At 71.9% G+C, this 21,534-nt stretch carries 15 protein-coding genes; 9 read left to right on the forward strand and 6 right to left on the reverse strand.

Translation table 11 applies throughout. The annotated features are described in order from the left end of the window. Positions 1-230 precede the first annotated feature (230 nt). From ACZ7N4_RS18105 to ACZ7N4_RS18125, 5 genes are all read left to right on the forward strand, one after another. Positions 231-1,601 carry a hypothetical protein gene (locus tag ACZ7N4_RS18105; protein ID WP_471359294.1) on the forward strand — a complete coding sequence of 457 codons (1,371 nt, stop codon included), beginning with the start codon at positions 231-233 and terminating at the stop codon, positions 1,599-1,601. A 3-nt stretch (positions 1,602-1,604) separates the two neighbouring features. Beyond that, on the forward strand, positions 1,605-2,492 hold the full coding sequence (locus ACZ7N4_RS18110) for a hypothetical protein (RefSeq protein WP_471359295.1): 888 nt from the start codon (positions 1,605-1,607) through the stop codon (positions 2,490-2,492). Beyond that, on the forward strand, positions 2,465-3,421 hold the full coding sequence (locus ACZ7N4_RS18115; RefSeq protein WP_471359296.1) for an alpha/beta fold hydrolase: 957 nt from the start codon (positions 2,465-2,467) through the stop codon (positions 3,419-3,421). Before ACZ7N4_RS18110 ends, ACZ7N4_RS18115 begins: the two co-directional genes overlap by 28 nt. A 138-nt stretch (positions 3,422-3,559) precedes the next feature. After that, the gene (locus ACZ7N4_RS18120; RefSeq protein ID WP_471359297.1) at positions 3,560-4,870 is read left to right on the forward strand and encodes a phosphatase PAP2 family protein; all 1,311 of its coding nucleotides are present in this window, start codon (positions 3,560-3,562) and stop codon (positions 4,868-4,870) included. Between the two features lie 331 nt (positions 4,871-5,201). Beyond that, a complete protein-coding gene (locus ACZ7N4_RS18125; RefSeq protein WP_471359298.1) occupies positions 5,202-6,233 on the forward strand; it encodes a fatty acid desaturase family protein in 1,032 nt (343 codons plus the stop codon). A gap of 13 nt (positions 6,234-6,246) precedes the next feature. On the opposite strand, the gene msrA is transcribed toward ACZ7N4_RS18125, so the two are convergent. Beyond that, positions 6,247-6,768 carry a peptide-methionine (S)-S-oxide reductase MsrA gene (gene msrA, locus ACZ7N4_RS18130; protein ID WP_471359299.1) on the reverse strand — a complete coding sequence of 174 codons (522 nt, stop codon included), beginning with the start codon at positions 6,766-6,768 and terminating at the stop codon, positions 6,247-6,249. Between the two features lie 237 nt (positions 6,769-7,005). Between msrA and ACZ7N4_RS18135 the strand changes: the two genes are divergently transcribed. Further along, the gene (locus ACZ7N4_RS18135) at positions 7,006-9,066 is read left to right on the forward strand and encodes a galactose-binding domain-containing protein (protein WP_471359496.1); all 2,061 of its coding nucleotides are present in this window, start codon (positions 7,006-7,008) and stop codon (positions 9,064-9,066) included. A gap of 93 nt (positions 9,067-9,159) precedes the next feature. On the opposite strand, the gene ACZ7N4_RS18140 is transcribed toward ACZ7N4_RS18135, so the two are convergent. Further along, positions 9,160-11,229 carry a SpoIIE family protein phosphatase gene (locus tag ACZ7N4_RS18140; protein WP_471359300.1) on the reverse strand — a complete coding sequence of 690 codons (2,070 nt, stop codon included), beginning with the start codon at positions 11,227-11,229 and terminating at the stop codon, positions 9,160-9,162. Between the two features lie 228 nt (positions 11,230-11,457). Then, complete coding sequence (locus ACZ7N4_RS18145) at positions 11,458-12,717, reverse strand: MFS transporter (protein WP_471359497.1); 1,260 nt, start codon at positions 12,715-12,717, stop codon at positions 11,458-11,460. A 119-nt stretch (positions 12,718-12,836) separates the two neighbouring features. On the opposite strand from ACZ7N4_RS18145, the gene ACZ7N4_RS18150 reads away from it, so the two are divergent. Beyond that, the gene (locus ACZ7N4_RS18150; protein ID WP_471359301.1) at positions 12,837-13,307 is read left to right on the forward strand and encodes a winged helix-turn-helix transcriptional regulator; all 471 of its coding nucleotides are present in this window, start codon (positions 12,837-12,839) and stop codon (positions 13,305-13,307) included. Between the two features lie 11 nt (positions 13,308-13,318). On the opposite strand, the gene ACZ7N4_RS18155 is transcribed toward ACZ7N4_RS18150, so the two are convergent. Then, complete coding sequence (locus ACZ7N4_RS18155) at positions 13,319-14,920, reverse strand: M4 family metallopeptidase (protein ID WP_471359302.1); 1,602 nt, start codon at positions 14,918-14,920, stop codon at positions 13,319-13,321. Positions 14,921-15,066: 146 nt separating this feature from the next. Continuing rightward, the gene (locus tag ACZ7N4_RS18160) at positions 15,067-16,047 is read right to left on the reverse strand and encodes a LysR family transcriptional regulator (protein ID WP_471359303.1); all 981 of its coding nucleotides are present in this window, start codon (positions 16,045-16,047) and stop codon (positions 15,067-15,069) included. Positions 16,048-16,357: 310 nt separating this feature from the next. Here ACZ7N4_RS18160 and ACZ7N4_RS18165 point away from each other — a divergent pair, with 310 nt between their 5' ends. Continuing rightward, positions 16,358-17,368, forward strand: a complete 1,011-nt coding sequence (locus ACZ7N4_RS18165) for a hypothetical protein (protein WP_471359304.1) — start codon at positions 16,358-16,360, stop codon at positions 17,366-17,368. 57 nt (positions 17,369-17,425) lie between these two features. On the opposite strand, the gene ACZ7N4_RS18170 is transcribed toward ACZ7N4_RS18165, so the two are convergent. Continuing rightward, positions 17,426-19,351, reverse strand: coding sequence for a flavin-containing monooxygenase (locus ACZ7N4_RS18170; protein WP_471359305.1), 1,926 nt, complete (start codon positions 19,349-19,351; stop codon positions 17,426-17,428). 667 nt (positions 19,352-20,018) lie between these two features. Here ACZ7N4_RS18170 and ACZ7N4_RS18175 point away from each other — a divergent pair. Further along, a complete protein-coding gene (locus ACZ7N4_RS18175; protein WP_471359306.1) occupies positions 20,019-21,497 on the forward strand; it encodes a sugar transferase in 1,479 nt (492 codons plus the stop codon). Positions 21,498-21,534: the final 37 nt, after the last annotated feature.

Raw genomic sequence — 21,534 nt, forward strand, 5'->3', positions numbered from 1 at the left:
GGGTGCCGTACCGGACGGGGTCCGTGCGGATCCCGTGGGTGCGGCGATGTCCTCGAACGTACGGCGCTCCGCCATGGCTTTCCAATGAGGAACCGAATGTCCGGCATCGGAATTCCTATGGGTGCCTCTCCCGGGATGAGGGGCGGCGCGCGACGGCCTACCGTCGAAGGGAGCACGGCCGCGCGGCGCCGTCCCGTCCGAGGGAGGCAGACGTGGAGTGCGGTTCGGGAGTGATCCTGCGTGACCTGTGGCCCCGGCTGCCGGGCGGGGCCCGTTCGGCGCTGCTGCGGTGCGGCGCCGGAACCGACCCGTGGGTCCTAGACGCGTCGCGGAGCCACTGGGAGGCGCTGCGTCCGCTGGTGTTCTCCGCGGCGGACTACCACCGGTTCGGCGCGCTCGCGGCGGACGTGCTCCGGTGCGCTCTCCTCGCGTGCGGGCGCCGGGCCGGGACCGCCGGCGAGCTGTGCGGGGCGTTGGACGACCGTCCCGAGCTGCCGCTTCTGGACCCGTCGCAGCCGCTGTCCGACGCGGCCCTGCTGCGCATGGCCCGGCCCGACGCGCTGCTGGTGGGCGGTACGCCGTGGTTCGTGGAGCTGAACATCGGGCCGAACATCTACGGGGTGCCGGGTCTGGAGGAGCGGGGCGCGGCGTTCGCCCGGAGCCGGCCGGACGGCACCCTCGCCGAGCCCCCGTCCACGCTGCGGGCCCGGGCGGCCGCGCTGGCCGGGGCCGTGGCCGCGCCGGACGGCACGCGCCGCCGGGTGCTCGTCCCGACCTGGCGGGCGGCCTCGGGTCTCGCGGCGAAGCTGCACGGCACCCCGGCCCTGCGCCGCTATCTCCGGCCGGCCGCGGAAGCCGCCCGGGCGGCGGGTGTGGACGTGTGCGTCGCGGACCTGTCCGAGGTGCACGGCGGCGCCGGCGGGCTGTGGGTGGGCGGGGACCGTGTGGACGGGGTCTTCAACCAGTTCGCCGGCCGGGTGCTGGCGGACGGCGCGGCCCTCGGTGTCCTGCGCGCCGCGGTCCTGGCCGGCACCGTGCGGTTGTTCGTCCCGGAGGCGTCGTGTCTGCTCAGCGCGAAGCAGGTGCTGGCCTGGATGCACGAGGACGTGGACCTGTACGAGCCCGCGGACCGCGAGCTGATCCTGCGGCATGTGCCGTGGACGGCGTGGCTGGGCCCCCGGCAGTCCGCCGAGCGGCGCCTGCGCGTCCTGGACCGGGCCGTGCGGGAGAGGGCCGGCCTCGTCGTCAAACCCTCGTGCGGCCACGGGGGAACGGGCTTCGTCGCCGGGAACGGGGTCACGGACCGGGACTGGCTCGACCTGCTGACGCGGCGGTCCGCCGAGGGGACGGTCGTCGTCCAGCGCCGGCTCGTGCCCGACGGGACGGCGATGCGGTTCCGGAGCCTCGACGGGGCCCGGGCCGCCGCACGGGTGCCGTTCGTCCTCTCCCCGTTCCTGGTGGACGGCCGTGTCGCGGGCGCCCACGTCCGCCACCCGGGCCCGGCGGGGCACTTCGCGGCACAGCCCGTGAACACCGCGGCGGGAGCCGTCTCCAACACGGTGCTGCTGCTCCCGGACCGCGAAGGGCGGCCCCCGCGGTGACCCGTGAACGGCCCGGGCCACGCGGCCCCGGTGGCCGTGGGTCCGCTCGGCGAGCCCCTCGGCTTCGAACCGGACGCCGGGCCGCTGCCGGGGACGGGCCGCGGCGGGTACGAGTCGCTGCGCGTCGAGCTGCCGGACGGCAGTCTGCCGGCGCTGTACACCAACGGTCTCCTCCGGGAGGCCCCGGACGCGCGCAGCACCCTGCTGCGCCTTCTCTCCCGTCCCGACCGTGCCCTGCCGGGGCTTGCCGACGACGTGGTGTACACCCTGATGCCCGGCCAGGGCGAGGACGACGCCGTCCTGCTGCCGGCCCGTACCCGCGGGCTGGAGGAGGACCGTCTCGCCGAATGGACGCTGCCGTGGGACCCGGCGGTCGTGGGGACGGCACGGCGGCTCGCCGAGCACCAGCCGGCGGCCTGGCACTTGGAGGAGCCGGCGTTCACGACGGAGCTGATCGTCAGCGAACTGGTCACCCACGCCATCCGCTACGGCACTCCGCCGATCCGGCTGCGCATGATCCGCGACCGCGGTCTCCTGTGCGAGGTCTCCGACGGCAGCAGCACCGCCCCCCCACCTGCGCCATGCCCGCGCCACGGACGAGGGCGGGCGGGGGCTGGGGATCGTCGCCCAGCTCGCCGTCCGCTGGGGGACGCGGTTCGGGCACCGGGGCAAGACCATCTGGTGCGAGCAGGAGATGGACGGCGGCCGACCGCCGTACGCCGACCGGCCCCGGGCCGGTCCCGGCCCACCGCGGCTCGCACCCCGAAGGGGCCGCGGCCCGTGTCAGGTTCCTGGTCGCGGAGAAACGCCACGTCCGCGACGCCCACCGGCCGTCCGGAGATCACCGCGCGTACGCTCTGCCCATGGTCGAGCATCGCATCGTGGACGTGAACGGCATCCGGCTGCACATCGCCGAGCAGGGCAGCGGCCCCCTGGTGGTGCTGCTGCACGGCTTCCCCGAGTCCTGGCACTCCTGGCACCACCAGTTCGGTCCGCTGGCCGACGCGGGCTTCCGTGTGGTCGCCCCCGACCAGCGCGGGTACGGGCGGAGCGACCACCCCGAGGCCGTCGACGCGTACACGATCCTGCACCTGGTGGGCGATGTCGTCGGGCTGGTCCACGCGCTCGGCGAGGAGAAGGCGTACGTCGTCGGGCACGACTGGGGTGCGCCGGTCGCCTGGCACACCGCGCTGCTGCGGCCGGACATGGTGCTCGGGGTGGCCGGTCTGAGCGTGCCGCCGCCGTTCCGCGGGACCCAGCCGCCGCTGGCCGCCATGGAGAAGCGGTTCGACGGCCGGTTCTACTGGAACTACTTCAACCGCCCGGGCGTCGCGGACGCCGAGTTCGCGCGGGATACGCGCACCACGTTGCGGAAGTTCTTCCACTGGGCCTCCGGGGACGCTCCCGACGCCGGGTCGGGACGGCAGCCGCTGGTCGACCCCGAGCGCGGCTGGCTCGCGACCATGCCGGACCCGGAGGTGCTGCCGGAGTGGTTCACCGAGGACGACCTGGACGCGCTCACCGAGAGCTTCTCGCAGGGCTTCACCGGGGCTCTCAACTGGTACCGCAACCTCGACCGCAACTGGGAGCTGACCGCCGCCTGGCACGGTGCCGTCGTCACCCCGCGGGCCCTGTACGTCTATGGCGACCGCGACCTCGTCCCCGCCTTCCCCGGCACCCCGGAACTCATCGCGAGGCTGCCCGAGCTGATGCCCAACCTGTGGCGGGAGCCCCTCGCGCTGGAGGGCTGCGGACACTGGACCCAGCAGGAACGCCCGCACGAGGTGAACGAAGCCCTCATCGACTTCCTCCGGGGCTAGGTCCGTACCCCCTCCGATAGCATCAGCGAACGCACACGAAGAGTGCCTGTTTGCTTACAACCAACAAAACGGCCAAAACAATTGATAAATAGACCATCGCGGGCGTTTTCGCGAATAAACGACAGAACCGATAGCGCGGTGTGGCGCCGGCCACGGACCGTCCTGTGGGCCGCCGCGGCAGTGGTGACCGTCGGTTTCCTCATCGCGCTGGAGATCGCCGCGCGCCACTACGGCATGCCGGGGCCGATCAGCAACCAGGCGAAAGAGGTGGTGTTCGCCCCCAAGTCGGGACCGCTGCTGTACGCCAGCATGGCGTTGATGATGGTGGTGCTCACCTGGCGGGAGCGGTTCATCGCGGCCGGGATCGCGGTCGGCATCGACATCGTCTTCTTCCTGGTGCGGTGGGCGCTCGACGCCAAGACGCCGCCGCACAGCGGCCACCCCTTCGGCAACGGCGCGTTGTGGGTGCTCCTGGGCTACGCGGTGATCGCGCTCACGCGCCGCACCGGACGGGAACGCGTCCTGCTGCTGAAGGGCGTCGGGCTGGGCCTGCTGCTGGTGGCCGGCCGAAAGACCGGCGACACCTGGCTGCTCATCACCTCCAAGACCCGCCCGGCGGTGCTCGACCAGTACGTGGCCACCGCCGACCACGCGCTGGGCAACCCTTCCTGGCTGGTGGGCCGGCTGGTCGAGGCCACCGGCACGGTCGGCACGCACATCCTCGACTACGTCTACATCCAGCTGGCGGTGGCCGCGGTGGTCGTCGCGCTGTACCAGCTGCGTCATGTGGCCGTCGAGCGCCGCTTCCCGGACCACCACCTGGTGCGCACCTTCCTGGTGATCGGCCTGCTCGGGCCGGGCATCTACATGATCTTCCCGGTGGTGGGACCGCTCTTCGCGTACGGCGCCGACGGCGGGCACTGGGCGGTGGCCGACCTGTGGCCGAACACACCGTCGCCGGTCACCGTCCCGCACGCCATGCCGTTCGACGAGATCACCCCGCGCAACTGCATGCCGAGCCTGCACACCGCGTGGGCCACCGCGATCTTCATCCACTCCCGCAAGGGGCCGCGCGCCCTGCGGTTCGCCGGCACCTTCTGGCTGATCGCCACCCTCGGCGCGACCCTGGGCTTCGGCTACCACTACGGCGCGGACATCCTGGCCGGCGTGGTGTTCACGCTCACGATCGAGGCGGCGCTGCGTTCGCTCGCCCGCGGCTGGGACCGGTCGGGGATCCAGCTGGTCGCCCACGGCGCCACGGTCTTCACCGCGCTCCTGGTGGCGTACCGCTACCTGCCGTTGCAGATGGCCGAGCACGCGTGGCTCTTCGGGCCGCTCCTCGTGCTCGCGGTGGCCTCGGTGATCCACGCCTATCTGCGCACCACCCGGCTGTGGGAACCGAAGACCGTGCCGGCCCTGCAACCGGAACCGCAGCCCGAACCGGTGTGAGCCGGATCGGCGCACCTGCGGCGAGCACCGCGTCCGTGCGCCCCTGTGCAGATTTGGCCCCCGCTGGTCCGCCGCCCCGGGACCGGCGGACCAGCGCCACCGAGGGCGCCGTCGCGGGGTGATACGGAACCTACGCCTCCGCCGGGCGGGGTGGAAGAGCTGGAGATGTGGTCCAGATCACTCCCCCGGGCGGGGGGCGGGGAGCCTGCCACGGCCTAGGTCACGGACGCGTCCGGGGGAAAACCCCCGCCCGGGGGTGGGGCGGGCCTTGTGCGCACACGGTGGCTGGCAGGCTTCTTCGGGGCGTACGGCCGTCCCCAGAATTCTCGGCATGACGATCTCTTCCGACTCCCCCGTCACCACCGGCAGCGACTTCGCCGCTCTGGCCCGGCGGATCACCGAGGCCGGTCTGCTGCGGCGGCGCCCCGGCTACTACACGGTGCGGCTCGCTCTGGTGACCGGTTCCTTCGCCGCCGGCTGGGCGGCCTTCCTCGCTCTCGGCGACACCTGGTGGCAACTGGCCGTGGCCGCCTTCCTGGCCCTCGTGTTCGGGCAGGTCGCCCTGGTGGCGCACGACCTGGCACACGGTCAGGTCTTCCGGCGGCGCCGGCACGGCGAGATCGGGGGGCGGCTGTTCGGCAACCTCGGTATCGGCATGAGCTACGGGTGGTGGATGAACAAGCACACCCGCCACCACGCGCACCCCAACCACGAGGAACTCGATCCGGACGTCGCACCGGACATCCTGGTGTGGTCCGCCGAGCAGGCCCGCGCCAGCCGGGGCCTGGCCCGCCTCCTCGGGGGGCACCAGGCGCTGCTGTTCTTCCCGTTGCTGACCCTGGAGGGCTTCAACCTGCACGTCGCGAGCGTGCGGGCGCTGCGCTCACCGTTCATGAAGAACCGGGTGCTGGAGGGCGCGCTGCTCCTGCTGCACTTCGCCGCCGTGCTCTCCGCCCTGTTCCTGGTGCTGCCGCCGGGCAAGGCGGTGGCGTTCCTCGCCGTGAACCAGTGCCTGTTCGGCGTCTACCTGGGCTGCACCTTCGCCCCCAACCACAAGGGCATGCCGACGCTCACCGGTGACCAGCGGCTCGACTTCCTGCGCCGCCAGGTCCTGACCTCCCGCAACGTGCGCGGCGGCAGGCTCACCGACATGATGCTGGGCGGGCTCAACTACCAGATCGAGCACCATCTGTTCCCGAGCATGCCCACGGTCCATCTGCGCCGGGCGCGGGTCGTCGTGCGGCAGTACTGCGCCGAGATCGGGGTGCCGTACCACGAGACCGGACTGATCCGGTCCTACCGCGAGGCGCTGACGCACCTGCACCGCGTGGGGGAGCCGATCCGGCGGCGGCGCAGGGCGTGAGCGGGGAGCGCCTTCAGCTCGCCGGGGACGAGGCCCGGCGCGGCAGCTTCCAGCCGGGGCGCGGGAAGTGGCAGGTGTAGCCGTCCGGATAGCGTTCCAGGTAGTCCTGGTGCTCCGGCTCGGCCTCCCAGAAGTCGCCCACGGGCTCGACCTCGGTGACCACCTTGCCCGGCCACAGACCGCTCGCCTCGACGTCCGCGATGGTGTCCAGGGCGACGCGGTGCTGCTCCTCGTCGGTGTAGTAGATGGCGGAGCGGTAGCTGCGCCCGATGTCGTTGCCCTGGCGGTCCTTCGTCGTCGGGTCGTGGATCTGGAAGAAGAACTCCAGGATGTCGCGGTAGCTCGTGACCGCCGGATCGAAGAGGATCTCGATGGCCTCGGCGTGGTCGCCGTGGTCACGGTAGGTGGCGTTCGGCGTGTCGCCGCCGCTGTACCCGACGCGGGTGGACACCACGCCCGGCTGCCTGCGGATCAGGTCCTGCATGCCCCAGAAACAACCGCCCGCGAGTACGGCCCGCTCGGTCTCCGATGTCATCGGTCGCTCCCTCACCCTCGAGCCGCGGTCCGGCGCGGTCGTCTACGTACGGTTCCCACGTCCCTCCAGCTTATTACTACGGGCGAGTAACCGGAGAGCGGGCCGGGCAGCATACCCGCGGCCGACCCCGCGGCCCGCGTCTTGACTCGGGAGGCGGCACCACCCATCCTCATGGCGCACGGTTTACGCAGACATGACAAACAGGTTTCCGTCGACCGAGGGACGTGGGCCGTGGCCATGACCAGCCGCCCGTACCGCCGACGCACAGACGTCACCGTAGTCTCGCTGCTCCTCCTCGTCCTCGCCGCCGTGCTCGGCCCCACCCCGAGTTCGGCGGCCGGGAACGACTGGTGGGTGCCGAGCGCACGGCCGTCGCCGGACTCCGGGATCGGCGTCACCGGCGAGCCGTTCACGGGCACGAACGGCCAGGGAGAGGTGCGCGGGTTCGTGGACGCCCACGACCACCTGTTCGCCAACGAGGCCTTCGGCGGCCGGCTCATCTGCGGCAAGGTCTTCTCCGAGGCGGGGATCGCCGACGCGCTCAAGGACTGTCCCGAGCACTACCCCGACGGCTCGCTGGCCGTGTTCGACTTCATCACCAAGGGCGGTGACGGCAGGCACGACCCGGTCGGCTGGCCCACCTTCAAGGACTGGCCGGCGCACGACTCGCTGACCCACCAGCAGAACTACTACGCGTGGGTGGAACGGGCCTGGCGCGGCGGCCAGCGGGTGCTCGTCAACGACCTCGTCACCAACGGCGTGATCTGCTCGGTGTACTTCTTCAAGGACCGCGGTTGCGACGAGATGACGTCCATCCGGCTCCAGGCGAAGCTGAGTTACGACCTCCAGGCCTACGTCGACCGGATGTACGGCGGTCCGGGCAAGGGCTGGTTCCGCATCGTCACCGACAGCGCGCAGGCCCGCGAGGTCGTCCGGCAGGGCAAGCTGGCGGTCGTGCTGGGCGTGGAGACCTCCGAGCCCTTCGGCTGCAAGCAGATCCTGGACGTCCCGCAGTGCGACCGCAAGGACATCGACGCCGGCCTCGACGAGCTGTACGCGCTGGGCGTGCGCAGCATGTTCCTGTGCCACAAGTTCGACAACGCGCTGTGCGGGGTGCGTTTCGACTCGGGCAGCCTCGGAACGGCCATCAACGTGGGGCAGTTCCTGTCCACCGGCACCTTCTGGAAGACGGAGAAGTGCACGGGGCCGCAGGCCGACAACCCCATCGGCTCCGCCGCGGCGCCCGGGGCCGAGGCGAAGCTCCCGGCGGGCGTGAGCGTTCCCTCGTACGACGCGGGCGCCCGGTGCAACGTACGGGGGCTCACCGACCTCGGCGAGTACGCCGTGCGGGGCATGATGAAGCGCAAGATGATGCTGGAGATCGACCACATGAGCGTCAAGGCCGTCGGCCGCGCGCTCGACATCTTCGACTCCGCGTCCTACCCGGGCGTGATCTCCTCGCACAGCTGGATGGACATGAACTGGACCGACCGGGTCTACGGGCTCGGCGGTTTCGCCGCCCAGTACATGAACGGCTCGCAGGGCTTCGTCGCCGAGGCGAACCGCACCAAGGCGCTGCGGGACAAGTACGGCGTCGGCTACGGGTACGGCACGGACATGAACGGCGTCGGCGGCTGGCCGGGGCCCCGGGGCGCGGACGCGCCGGACAAGGTCACCTACCCCTTCCGCAGCGTCGACGGAGGTTCCGTCATCGACCGGGTGACCACCGGTGAGCGCACCTGGGACCTGAACACCGACGGGGCCGCGCACTACGGTCTCGTCCCGGACTGGATCGAGGACATCCGGCGCGTCGGCGGCGGGGACGTGGTGAAGGACCTGTTCCGGGGCGCCGAGTCCTACCTCGACACGTGGGGGGCGACCGAGCGGCACGAGGCGGGGGCCGACCTCGCCCAGGGGGCGGCCGCCACGGCCAGTTCGGCGGAGTGGTGGAACCCCTTCACCAACTACGCCCCCGGTCGCGCCGTCGACGGCAGCCGGGACACCCGCTGGGCCAGCGAGTGGAGCGACGACCAGTGGCTGCGGATCGACCTGGGCTCCACCCACCGGGTCGGCCGGGTCACGCTCGACTGGGAGCGGGCGTACGCGAAGGCGTACGGCATCCAGCTCTCCACCGACGGCACGAACTGGCGGACGGTCTGGTCGACCACCACGGGCGACGGCGGCCTCGACACCGCGCGCTTCGCCGGGACACCGGCGCGCTACGTCCGTGTCGCGGGCACGGAGCGAGGCACCCAGTGGGGTTACTCGCTCTACGAGGTCGGCGTCCACAGCGACTGACGCAAGGGCCCGGCGGTGCCGGTCACGCGGCCGCTGAGCCGCGGCTGCCTCGAACACGCCCGGCGCCCGGGCGCGGCCGGTGTCCCGGCCCGCTCAGGGCAGGGCCCGGGCGATGAGCAGGGCCACGTCGTCGTCGCCGCCGGGCGGCCGGAGCATCCGCAGGATGCGGTCGCAGCCGTCCTGCAGATCGCGGCCCCGCGTCGCGGTGAGGGCGTCGAGCAGGGTGCGCAGGCGGGCGTCGATGGGTTCGCTCCGGGTCTCGACCAGGCCGTCCGTGTAGAGGACCAGCTCGTCGCCGGGGCCGAAGGGGAGGGTGGTGGCCTCGAAGGGGACCCCGCCGACACCGAGCGGCGCCCCGGTGGGCAGGTCGAGAAGCCGGGCCGGGCGGCCGGGTCGCATCAGGGCCGGCGGCAGGTGACCGGCGAGGCAGATCTCGCACTCGCCGCGGCCGGGGTCGTAGACGCAGTAGATGCAGGTGGTGATGGCCTGCTCGATCCCTTCGGTCAGATGGTCCAGGTGGCCCAGCGCCTCCGCCGGGGGAAGGGCGAGTTCGGCGAAGGCCCGGGCGGCGCTGCGGAGTTGGCCCATCGTGGCGGCGGCCGTGATACCGCTGCCCATGACGTCCCCGACGACCAGCGCCGTCTTGTCGCCCCGCAGCGGGATGGCGTCGTACCAGTCGCCGCCGATCTCGCTCGTGACCCCGGCCGGCTGGTAGCGGCAGGCGACCTCCAGTCCGGGCACGCGCGACGGGGGTTCGGGCAGCAGACTGCGCTGGAGCGTGAGGGCCGCATGGCGCTGGGCCTGGTATCCGCGCGCGTTGTCGATGCAGACCGCGGCGCGCGCGGCCAGCTCCCAGGCGAGGAACAGGTCGTCGTCGTCGAACGGTGCCCGGTTCCGGGTGCGTTTGAGGTCGAGGGCGCCGAGGACCTCGCCCCGGGCGAGCAGCGGTACGGCCAGGTACGAGTGCACACCGGCCGCCGCGAGATGGGCGGCGGCCTCGCCGTGGCGGGCGATGCGGTCCAGGTCGTCGCGACTGGTGTGGGGCAGCAGGACCGGTTGGCGGGTGCGCACGCACTGGGTGATGAGCCGGTCGCTGTCGTAGGTGGCGAGTTCCCCCGGCGGGTCGGCGGCGCGGACGGCCTCGGTGGCGTGGGAGGCGCTGATGGCGAGGGCGCGGAAGCGGGCCGGGCCGTCGTGCGACGCGGTCCGGCCGTCGAGGGCACTGTCCAGGACGTCCACGGCCGCCACGTCGGCGAGGGCCGGCACGACGACCTCGGCCAGCTCGCACGCCGTCGTCTCCAGGTCGAGGGTGGTCCCCACGGACGCGGACGCCCTGGCGATCAGTGCCAGCCGCTGCCGGGCCTGCGCCGCCTCGGCAGCGGCCTGGTGGCGCTCGGTGACGTCGATGACGGAGTAGGCCAGGCCCAGCACGCGCCCGCCGGAGTCCTCCAGCCGGTAGTACGAGACCGACCAGGCGTGCTCGTGGTCCGGGTCGACGGGGGGATGGCAGACGATGTCCCGGTCCACGACCGACTCGCCCGTCTCCAGGACCCGGCGCAGCCGTGCCTCCGGGTCCGTGTCCAGGTAGGTCAGGACCTCGCCGACCGGCCGGCCGAGACGGTCGGCGGCGCCCTGGCCGGTGATGCGTTCGAGGGCGGGGTTGACGGCGAGGTAGCGCAGCTGCGGGTCGAGGATCGCGAGGCCGACCGGGGACTGAGACACCAGGCGCATGGCCAGGGCGGCGTCCCGCTCGATCCGCTCCACCGCCGCCTGGTCCGCGGCGAGACCGAGGACGTAGGTGTCGCCGAGGTCGTCCAGCAGCCGCATGTTGCGGAACTCCACCATTCGGGTGCTGCCGTCCTTGTGCCGGATCGGGAAGGCCCCGGCCCAGTCGGTGCCGGACTCCATGACCTCGGCGAACAGCCTGACCACTTCGTCCCGGTGCTCCTCGTGGATGGTCAGCGGAGCCGCGTACTGGCCGAGCGCCTCCGTCGCGGTGTAGCCGAACAGTTCCTCGGCCTTCGTGCTCCAGAAGACGACCTGGCCGCTCGTGTTCAGCACCACCGCGGCGACGCTCAGCAGATCGAGCAGCCCACTGGGCGGCGCGGCGTGGCCTGCCGCCGGCCGGGCGTCGCCTGCCCGGGAGGAGTCCGTCGTGCCCATGCCCCATCCTCCCTCCCGCTCGGCGCCATGGCTCGTGCGGTACCGGCGGGCGTTCTCCCCATCCATGGTCGTCCCAGATCCGGGCGGCACACCATCCGGTCCGACTGGTGGACACTCCGGACCTTTCCGGACATGCCGCCGCATCCTCTCCGGCGCCCGGCCGGCGGCTGTGTCGCGCCCGTCCGCACGGGGCCGGTGACGGGGGCTCCCGGCACTGGAGGCCACCGGTCACCGGTCACCGGTCACCGGACGTCGCCGGGTCGTCGCCCACAGGAGCAGGGCGGCCAGACTGAAGGCTGCGCCGAGCGCGGACACGGCCGGCCAGCCCGCCGCCGCGTAGGCCAGGGAGGAGCCGAGGGCGCCGAGGGCGCTGCCCGCCGAGTAGAAGACCATGTAGCCGCCGATGATCCTGCTGCCCGCGTCGGGCCGGACGGCGTGGACCAGGGTCTGGTTGGTGACGTGGACGGCCTGCACGGCGAAGTCCAGCAGGACGGCGCCGGCCGCGAGCGCCCACAGCGACTGCCCGGTCAGGGCGATCGGGAGCCAGGACAGCGCCAGCAGGGCGAGGCCGGCGCCGGTCGTGCGCTGGGCGAGCCCCCGGTCGTTCCAGCGCCCGGCCGCCCGGGCCGCGACGGCCCCGGCGGCTCCGGCGAGCCCGAACGCACCGATCGCGGTGTGCGACAGCGACCACGGCGGCCCGCTCAGCGGCTGCGCCACCCCGCTCCACAGCGTGCTGAAGGCCGCGAACACCAGCAGGGCGAGGGCGCCCCGGATCCGCAGCAGCGGATGACGGGCGAACAGGGTGACGGTCGAGGCCACGAGCCGCCCGTACGACACCTCGCGCACCCCCGCGGCCGGCGCGCCCGGCGGCAGCGCACGGCGCAGCAGCAGGGCGAGGACGGCGGTGACGCCCGCGGACGTCAGGTAGACCGCCCGCCAGCCGGCCAGGTCGGCGAGGACGCCGGCGGCGGCGCGGGCCAGCAGGATGCCGGTGACGATGCCGCCGGTGACCGTTCCGACGGCGCGGCCACGCCGGGCGGGCGGGCTCAGGGCGGCGGCGGCCGCGACCATCGTCTGGGCGACGACGGCGAGCAGCCCGACCAGGGCGAGTGCGCCGAGCAGCGCCACGACGCCCGGCGCCAGTCCGGCGGCCAGCAGGGCGAGCGCCAGCAGCCCGAGCTGGGCGGTGACCAGCCGCCGGTGACCGACCAGGTCGCCGAGCGGCACGAGCGTCAGCAGGCCGGCCGCGTAGCCGAGCTGGGTCACGGTGACGATCGCGCCGAGCAGTCCCGCGCCGAGCGCGAACCGCTCGCCGAGGGTCACCAGCAGGGGCTGGGCGAAGTAGACGGTGGCGACGGAGCTGCCGCAGGCGAGGGCGAGCAGGGGGAGGACCCGGGCGGGCGGTGACGCGTCCGGTGCCGGCGCTTCGGTGTGCGCCTCGTGGCCGGCTGTCCCGCCGCACCCGCCGACCGCGTCCGGGCACTGGATCGCCACACCGACACCCCTCTCCCCTTGGTTGCATCTTGCTACCGGCATGACCGTAGCCGTGCGAGGTAGCATGTTGCAACCGCACCTGGAGGGGGTGCGCCGGAGGAGAGGAGCCGCGGATGGTCGCCCGCACCCGTTTCGACGCCGACCCCTGCCCCGTGGCCCGGTCGGTGAACGCGATCGGCGACTGGTGGTCCCTGCTGATCGTGCGGGACGCCTTCGACGGCAGCCGCCGGTTCGGCGAATTCCGGCGCAGCCTCGGCATCGCCAAGAACATCCTGGCGGCCCGGCTGCGCGCGCTGGAGGAGGCCGGGGTGCTGCGCGGCGCGCCCGCACCGGACGGCGGGCCCCACCGCGAGTACCTCCTCACGGACAAGGGCCGCGCCCTGTTCCCGGTGATCGTCGCCCTGCGCCAGTGGGGCGAGGAGCAGTGCTTCGCCCCCGGGGAGGACCACTCCCGCCTGCTGGACCGCCGCACCAGCCGCCCGTTGCGCCCGGTGCGGGTCCGGGCGGCGGACGGACGGCCGGTGGGGCCGGAGGACACCGTCGTGGAGAAGGTCCACGAGACGGAGGCGGGCGGGGCCCGCTGACCGGGGTGGGGTCAGGAGACGCCGACGGCGCTCCAGGCGGCGGCCACGGTGGTGTACTCGGGGCCGGTGGCGCCGTAGAGGTCCTTCGCCGCGTTCAGCGTCGCGGTCCGGGCGCCCTTGTAGTCCGTGGTGGAGGTCATGTAGACGGTCAGCGCCCGGTACCAGATGGCGGAGGCCTTCTGGTTGCCGATGCCGGTGACGGTGGAGCCGTTGCAGGTGGGGCTGTTGTAGGAGACGCCGTTGACGGTCTTGGCGCCGCTGCCCTCACTCGCGAGGTAGAACCAGTGGTTGCCGACGCCCGAGGAGTAGTGCACGTCGAGCCGGCCGACCGACTTCGACCAGCAGTCGGCGGAGCGGCCGTCCAGGGACGGCTTGTCGAAGCGGCGCAGCCACGGCGGGGTGGACTGGTCGCTGAAGAGGTAGTCCGGGGTGTCCACCGGGTTGCGGGCGTACCACTCGACCATGGTGCCGAGGATGTCGCTGGTGGCCTCGTTCAGGCCACCGGACTCGCCGCTGTAGCGCAGGTTGGCGGTGGCCGAGGTGACGCCGTGGGTCATCTCGTGTCCCATGGTGTCGAGGTCGACCTGCTCGGGGTCGGTGCTGCCGTCGCCGTCGCCGGTCATCATGCAGAAGCAGGAGTCCGACCACTGGGCGTTGTCCCAGTTGGTGCCGACGTGGACGAAGACGGTGGCGCCGCGGCCGTCGTTCTTGATGCCGTTGCGGCCGAAGGTCGTCTTGTAGTAGTCGAACGTCTCGGCGGTGTTGGCGTGCGCGTCGACGGCGGCGGTGGCCCGGTCGGTGGAGAACTTCCTGCCGTCGCCCCAGACGTTGTCGGCGTCGGTGAACAGGGTGCCGGAGGAGGCGTTGAGGGACGAGGAGGAGGCGTTGTGCGCGTCCTTGGTGACGTGGCCGCGCACCGGGTCGGTCAGGGAGAAGGTGCCGTCGGCCCGCTGGGTGGTGTCGAGGGTGACGTCACCGGTGTACTCGGAGTGGCCGGTGCCGGTCGACTCGCGCTCGGCGTCGTAGTTCTCGATCGCCGCGCCGGTGGCGGCGTCGGTGACGAAGACCTCGCCGTGCGGCTGGCCCGTGTCGCCCAGGCCCTGCACGGTGGTGCGCCAGGCCAGGCGCGGGGTGCCGTCGGCGGCCCACACGATCAGCTCGGGGGTGGACCTGGCCTGGCGCACCAGCCCGTGCGAACGCTTCAGGGCCTTGGCGGCGGTGCCCTTGGCGTCGACGGCGGGGGTGACGGAGGCGAGCGCCACCTTGTGGGCCTTGGCGCGGGTGGATCCCTTGAGCGAGCCGTCGGCCTTCTGGTGGACCACGAAGTCGCCGCCGACGACGGGGAGTCCGCGGTAGGTCCGCTCGAAGCGGACGTGCTGCGTGCCGTCGGCGTCGATCACGACGTCCTTCACCTTGAGCGTCTGGCCGGCACCGAACCCGAAGGTGTCGGCGTGCCGGGTCACGTTCGCCTTGGCGTGGGATATCGCCGTGTCGCGGACGGAGGTGGTGCTCCGTGCCGCGTGGGACTGCGAGTAGGCGGGTACGGCCGACGCACCCGTGGTGATGACGCCGGCGGCGACCATCGCGGAAAGGGCGAGAAGAGGACGGGGCATGACGGGGAGATTCCTTCGCTCGTCGTGGGGTGACGACGTCCCGTGGACGTTGACGCGAAGTGTTCACCAGGTGACATGTTCCTGACGTGATCCCATCTGGGATACAACCCCGGAGCTATACGGCGCGGAGGTCGCGACCCGGCCGGTCAGCCGTCCCCGCCGAGCGCGAACTCCGCTCCCCCGCCCTCCCACCAGGCCAGATACTGCGGCCGCTGCCGCACCAGCGACAGATAGGCGGCCAGCAGACGCTCGCACGCCGCGTCGGCCAGCTCCGACGGGAACGACTCCCTGTTCCAGGCCAGCACCAGCCGCCGGTGGAACGGGACGTCCACGAGCGGCCGTTGCACGGTGCCCTGCGCGGAGACGTCGGCGGTCGGCCACACCCCGCAGACGGCACGCCGGCCGGTGACCAGGATCTGCGCCACGGACAGGTCCGGCGTCACATGGGCGATGCGCGGGGTGAAACCCGCCGACTGGCAGGTGAGGTGGAGGTACGCGTGCACACCGCTCTCGTCGGCCTCCGGCATCGCCCAGTCCTCCTCCGCCAGTTCATGGAGGGCGACCGTCTCCTGGCGGGCCAGCGGGTGGTCCTCGGCGAGCAGGACGAAGACCGGTTCGCGGAGCAGGGTACGGGTCACCACCGACTCGCCGACCGGGAGGGGGAAGCCCGGGAACTCGCCGAACACCGCGATGTCGCACTTCGACAGGCTCAGCGATTTGACCAGGGTGTGCACGGAGCGGCGGGCGTCGATGGTGAGCCGGCGTTCCGGGACGAGTTCGAAGAGGGCGGAGAGCAGCAGGGACACCAGCGGGCCGGCGGTTCCGCCCGCCCGCAGCGGGGCGGCGGCCCGGCGGTCCGCCTCGGCCGCCGACCGCGCGTGCGCGCGCAGCCGGTCGAAGCCCGCGACGAGGTCGCGGGCGCAGCGCAGCACGTACTGCCCGCTCTCGTTCGGCTTCACCCCGTCGGCACCGCGCACGAAGAGCGGGCCGCCCAGCTCCTGTTCGATCCGTTTCAGCTGGGCGCTCATGGCCGGCTGCGAGAGCTGCAGCCGTGCGGCGGCCCTCCGGATGCTGCCGGCCTCGGCGACCGTGAGCAGGACACGCAGGTGCCGGAACTCCAGGTGCATGAACCATCCCCGCTCAGCGCGGGGGCCCCTGAACCCCCCCGTGACCAGCAGAACCAGCTGCCCGACGGCATGGTGACCAAGAGTCCGACGAGCCCGTTCGGCGCGACAACCACGGGACGGTAAAACCTGGCCGCGGGCGTGAGAACCGTTTCTCTCAGCCGGGGCAACCATCCGGGCAGGTCGTGAGTCTTCTGATCGATCATGTAGTGATCGGACTTACCAGGAGACCATCATCAGCGCCATACACAAGACCCTGACCGCCGCCGCCGTCGTCGGTGTCGTCCTCGCGGGGTCCGCCGCCTGCGGAACGGTGGAGCAGCTTTCCGCCGGCAAGAAGCTCGACCAGGCCTTCGACAAGCTCGGCAAGAAGAAGCAGATCTCCTTCGAGCTGGACCTGGACACCGATGCCGCGTCCCTGAAGGCGCTGGACGCCAAGTCCGACCCCGAGCCCGGCGAGGAGATTCCGGACGAGGCCGCCGACATGCTCAGCGGCGCGAAGGTCACCCTGACCGTGCAGTCGAAGAAGCCGCTCGAGGACTCCGGCGACAAGGATCTCGTCGGCATGGCCATGAAGGTCAGCAGCCCGGAGGGCGACCTCGTCGAGTACCGGGTGATCGGCGACGTCGCCTACGTCCGCGCCGACATGCACACCGTCGGCAAGGTGACCGGCAGCCCCATCCCCTCCGCCGACGACCTGCCCCCGGAGGCCGGGGCGTTCAAGGACGTTCTGGAGGGCAAGTGGGTGAAGTTCAGCGTCAAGGACATGGAGAAGGCCTCCGGCAAGGGCAAGGAGGCCGGGGGCGCTCCCGTTCCCGAGCCGTCCTTCGACGCCAGGACGCAGAAGAAGCTCGCGGAGGCCCTGCGCAAGGTCGTCGCCCGTGAGGTCACCTTCAAGACCGCCGGCGGCGAGGACGGCACCGAGCACGTCACCGCCACGGCCCCCTTCCGCTCGCTCGTCACCGAGCTGTTCGGCGAGATCCGCCCCCTGGCGAAGGACCTGCCGCCGGGCATGGAGCTGCCGACGGACAAGGACCTGAAGGACGCCCCCGACAAGAAGGTGACGGCGGACTTCATGCTCAAGAACGGTGAGCTGACCGAGGTGGACGTGGACCTCGCCAAGCTGGCCGAGGACGCCAAGGTCAAGAAGCTGGGCCTGACCCTGCGGATGAGCGAGGGCGCCAGGCCCACCGCTCCGGCCGGCGCCAAGGAGCTGGACCTGGGCGAGATGGCACAGGGCTTCTTCGGCGGCGCGGCGATGGGCGAGCCCGACATCGACACGAGCGGCCTGGACGGCGAGGGCTTCGCGGACAGCGAGCTCTGACCGAGCGGCGCGAGCCGTACGCCCGCACGGCGAGGGTGTGGTGACCGGTCACCGGGCTCAGCGGATCTCCAGGTCCGCGAAGTCCGGGTGGCGCAGGAAGCGCCACACCTCGCCGGCCGAGAAGGGGCACTGGGTCGCCGTGCGGCCCGCCTCCGTCCAGTAATAGGTGCGGGCGCGGGGGTCGCTCCAGGTCTTGGTGAGGTTGCGCCGGTCGACCTCCTCGTTGAACCGCCGGTACGGCTCTTCCCTCACCGTGATCGCCTTCTTGCCGTCGCGCACCAGGCGCTCGATGCATTCGAGGGCGTGGACCGTGATCAGTTCGTGGTAGGTGGGGATGTTGAGCATGCTGCTGGTGTTCGGGCCGTAGACGGTCCACAGGTTCGGGAAGCCCGGCATCATGCAGCCCTTGTAGGCACGTGCCCCGTCCTCGCTCCACAGCTCGTCCAGCGTCAGCCCGCCGCGCCCGGTGATCTTCATGGGGAACAGGTAGTCCCTGGCGCGGAAGCCGGTCGCGTAGACGATCGCGTCCAGCTCGTGCCGGGTGCCGTCCCGCGTCTCGATCCCCGTGCGGTCGATCCGGCGGATGCCGTCGGTGACGAGGGTGACGTCGTCCCGCTGCACGGCGTCGAGGACGCTGTACTCGGGGTCCACCAGGACCGGTCGCGCCGAGAGCACGGGATGCGGGGGCGTCATCCTCTCCACGAGCCGGGGATCGCCCAGCTTGCCTTCGAGGAAGGCCAAGGCGTTGTCCCTGGCCGCCTTGTTCGCGGCGCTCAGGGCGTGCGGGTCGTCGAAGTCGGGGTCGATCTCGGTCACGCTCGCCAGCGCCTCGGTCGCGTACGTCGCGCGGAAGCGCATGAAGTTGGTGTGGTACGGCATGTTCCGGTCGAGCCAGGTGACCTGCTCGGGGAAGGGCGAGCGGTAGCCGGGCACGCCGAACAGCCACTGCGGCGTGCGCTGGAAGACGGTGACGTGCCCGGCCTTGAGGGCCAGCTCGGGGATGAGCTGGTAGCCCGTGCAGCCCGTTCCGACGACCGCGATCCGCTTGCCGGCCAGGTCGGCGTCCCGGGGCCACCGGGCCGTGTGCCAGGAGGGGCCGGCGAACTCCTCGGCTCCCTCGATCCGGGGGACGTTCGGCCGGTTGAGGAAACCCACGGCTGAGATGACCGCGTTCGAGCGGACCGTGTACTCCCCCTGCGGGCCGGTGACGTGGATCGCCCAGGTCCCGGAGTCCTCGTCCCAGTCCATCGCGCGCACCTCCGTGTCGAACACGATGCCGGTGCGCACGTCGAACTCGTCGGCGACCCAGTCCAGGTACTCGGCGTTCTTCTCCGCCGGGCAGAAGGGGTACGGGTAGCCGAAGTCGACGCCGTACAGGTGTGTGTACGCGCGGCTCGGGGAGTCGACGCGGCAGCCCGGGTAGCGGTTCTCCCACCAGGTGCCGCCGACACCGGAGTTCTTCTCGATCACGGTGTGGGCGATGCCCGCCCGCTTGAGCTGGACCGCGGCGTTGAGGCCTCCGAGGCCGGCGCCGATCACCGTGACGTGGAAGTCGTCCAGCCGCTCGCGGGGCGGTGGCCCCTGCCACCGCAGGGAGCGGGCCCACGGGTCCAGGGCGAGGTCCTCCAGCCACAGCCCCATGTCCTCGTCGGGGATGTCCTGGCCGGCCGCGAGCGTCAGGCTGACCGGCAGGCGCTCGGCCGGTCCGGGTCCGATGGCACCGGCTCCCGCGTCGCGGTACGCCCTCAGGAACCGCGCCGACTTCCGCCGGAGCAGCGCGATGTCCTCGTCGCGGTGGAGGACCTGCATGGCGAGGGCGCCCGCCGGTACGGTCGTCACCCGCATCGCAGTGACCTCCTCGTCCCCGGTCAGTTGGTACAGCAGGCCCCGCAGCACCATCGGGTCGGCGTACCGGACGGCGTCCTCGATGGTCGCGTCGCTCGCGTCGAGCAACTCCTTTCGGGGCTCTTCACGTGTCGCCATGAAGTCGTTCCTTCCGGTACGAGCTCATCGCCTGGCCGGTCGGCATCATGGTCACGCCCCTCACCTGACTGTCGTGGACACACCAGTCCCTACCCTAACTGCCGTGCCGCGCGGGGTTGTTGAAGAGCGACCGATCAAGCCGGAACGGCGCGGCAGACGAGGTGACGGTCGCGTACAGGCCAATCACGGGCGTGCGCTGGCGCGAATTCATCTTCGAGAGGGCACCGATCCGAGGACCGCTCCCAAAGCCTGAGCACAAATTCCACACATCCCCTCTCCATACCGGTTCCGATGGTCTAGATTGACCGTGCTTCAGCCGTTCGGGCACATGGCAACCAATAACGATCTTCAGGTTCGGCGTTCCGGATAGCCGGCGGTCGCGCTCCCGGGGCGTGAGGTACAGGTGATCGATTCCTGGAGCTCGAAAGGGGGCCTCGGGTGTGGGGAGCACCCGGGGATTCGGCGAGTTTTCGAACACCTCGTCATCCGACAGGACGCGCGAATGCGCTGCGGCCGGGAAGAGTTGTTCGAATAACTGGGAAATAGCCGGGACGGCATGCGTGGGGCGCCTCCCGAAAGGAGGGGCGGTGCGGGAGGCGGGGGCCTCCCGATGGGGAGGAACAGTGTTGGGCGAACACGTCGAACCACTGGGACCTGGGGGGGTTCTGTGCGGCAAGGGGGACTTGTCCGCCCTGTTCCGTCGGCGCGCGAGCGTCTGTCGGACGGGGCAATCAGCCGGCCCGCGATCGAGTGGGAGCAGCGGTACCGCCGTACCGTGATCATCAGCGACACCGTGGCCACCGCCGTCGTGGTGGCGGCGATCGGCAATTTCTTCGGGGCCCGGGACGCGGCCAACTGGCACGAGAAGTGGGGGATTCTCGCATTCGGCACCGAACTGCTGGTGCTGGGTTCGCTCGCGGTGAGCCGTTCGTGGGCTCCGGCCGTACTCGGCCAGGGCGCCGAGGAATTCCGGCGGCTCGGACGCTCGCTGTTCACGGCGACCGTCGTCCTGGCGCTCGGCGGGATCGCCCTCACCTCGCGCAACATCAAACTCTGGATCTTCGTGGCCATCCCGGCCATCGCGCTCGTCACCATGACCGCGCGGTATCTGCTGCGTCTGTGGCTGCACGGACACCGGAAGGAAGGACGGTGCCTGAGACCGGTGCTCGCCGCCGGAAGCGCGGCCACCGTACGCGACCTGATCGTGCGCACCCGCAAGTTCCCGCACCTCGGCTGGCGCGTGGACGCGGTCTGCACGACGGACGGTCCCGGACTCGACGGCGACGACCTGGACGGCGTACCGATCGTCGGACGGCTGGCGGACGTCGCCCACCACGTCCGCCGCGACGGCTACCGGGTCGTCGCGGTCACACCGGACCCGCACTGGTCGCCGGACCGGCTGCAACGGCTGGCCTGGAAACTGGAGGGCAGCGACGCCGAGATGGTCGTGGCCCCCGTGCTGATGGAGGTGGCCGGCCCGCGGCTGCACGTCGACGCGGTACTCGGGATCCCGCTGCTGCGGGTCAGCATGCCGACCTTCACCGGCGGCCGCCGGGCGGTCAAGGGAGTCGTCGACCGGATGGGCGCGGCGGTCCTGCTGGTGCTGTTCGCGCCGCTGATGGTGTTGGTCGGGCTGCTCGTGGTGGCGGGCAGCCGGGGCGGGGCGTTCTACCGGCAGCGCCGGGTCGGCAAGGACGGTCACGAGTTCACCATGTACAAGTTCCGCACCATGGTGGTCGGGGCCGACCGGGCACGCGCCCAGCTGGCCCACCGCAACGAGGGCGCCGGTCCGCTGTTCAAGATGCGCCGGGATCCGCGGGTGACCCGGGTGGGAGCGGTGCTGCGCCGGTACTCGCTCGACGAACTGCCGCAGCTCTTCAACGTGCTCACCGGATCCATGTCGCTCGTCGGCCCCCGGCCGCCGCTGCCGGAGGAGTGCGCCGCGTACGACCCGGACATCCGGCGGCGGCTGCTGGTCAAGCCCGGGCTCACCGGCCTGTGGCAGATCAGCGGACGCAGCGACCTGTCGTGGGAGGAGGCGGTCCGGCTGGACCTGCGGTACGTGGAGGACTGGTCGCTCGCCCTGGACACAGTGATCTTGTGGAAGACGCTGCGTGCGGTGCTCTACGGGCAGGGCGCCTACTGATGCGAGGGGGCCGTCGTCCGGCCCGGCGCGCGAACCG

The sequence above is a fragment of the Streptomyces sp. NPDC107654 genome, assembly GCF_055639035.1.

Excerpts from the sequence above, each read along its gene's own strand:
- ACZ7N4_RS18115 (WP_471359296.1), top strand. The coding sequence starts at position 2,465 with ATGGTCGAGCATCGCATCGTGGACGTGAACGGCATCCGGCTGCACATC.
- ACZ7N4_RS18125 (WP_471359298.1), top strand. The coding sequence starts at position 5,202 with ATGACGATCTCTTCCGACTCCCCCGTCACCACCGGCAGCGACTTCGCC.
- msrA (WP_471359299.1), bottom strand. The coding sequence starts at position 6,768 with ATGACATCGGAGACCGAGCGGGCCGTACTCGCGGGCGGTTGTTTCTGG.
- ACZ7N4_RS18135 (WP_471359496.1), top strand. The coding sequence starts at position 7,006 with ATGACCAGCCGCCCGTACCGCCGACGCACAGACGTCACCGTAGTCTCG.
- ACZ7N4_RS18140 (WP_471359300.1), bottom strand. The coding sequence starts at position 11,229 with ATGGGCACGACGGACTCCTCCCGGGCAGGCGACGCCCGGCCGGCGGCA.
- ACZ7N4_RS18150 (WP_471359301.1), top strand. The coding sequence starts at position 12,837 with ATGGTCGCCCGCACCCGTTTCGACGCCGACCCCTGCCCCGTGGCCCGG.
- ACZ7N4_RS18155 (WP_471359302.1), bottom strand. The coding sequence starts at position 14,920 with ATGCCCCGTCCTCTTCTCGCCCTTTCCGCGATGGTCGCCGCCGGCGTC.
- ACZ7N4_RS18160 (WP_471359303.1), bottom strand. The coding sequence starts at position 16,047 with ATGCACCTGGAGTTCCGGCACCTGCGTGTCCTGCTCACGGTCGCCGAG.
- ACZ7N4_RS18170 (WP_471359305.1), bottom strand. The coding sequence starts at position 19,351 with ATGGCGACACGTGAAGAGCCCCGAAAGGAGTTGCTCGACGCGAGCGAC.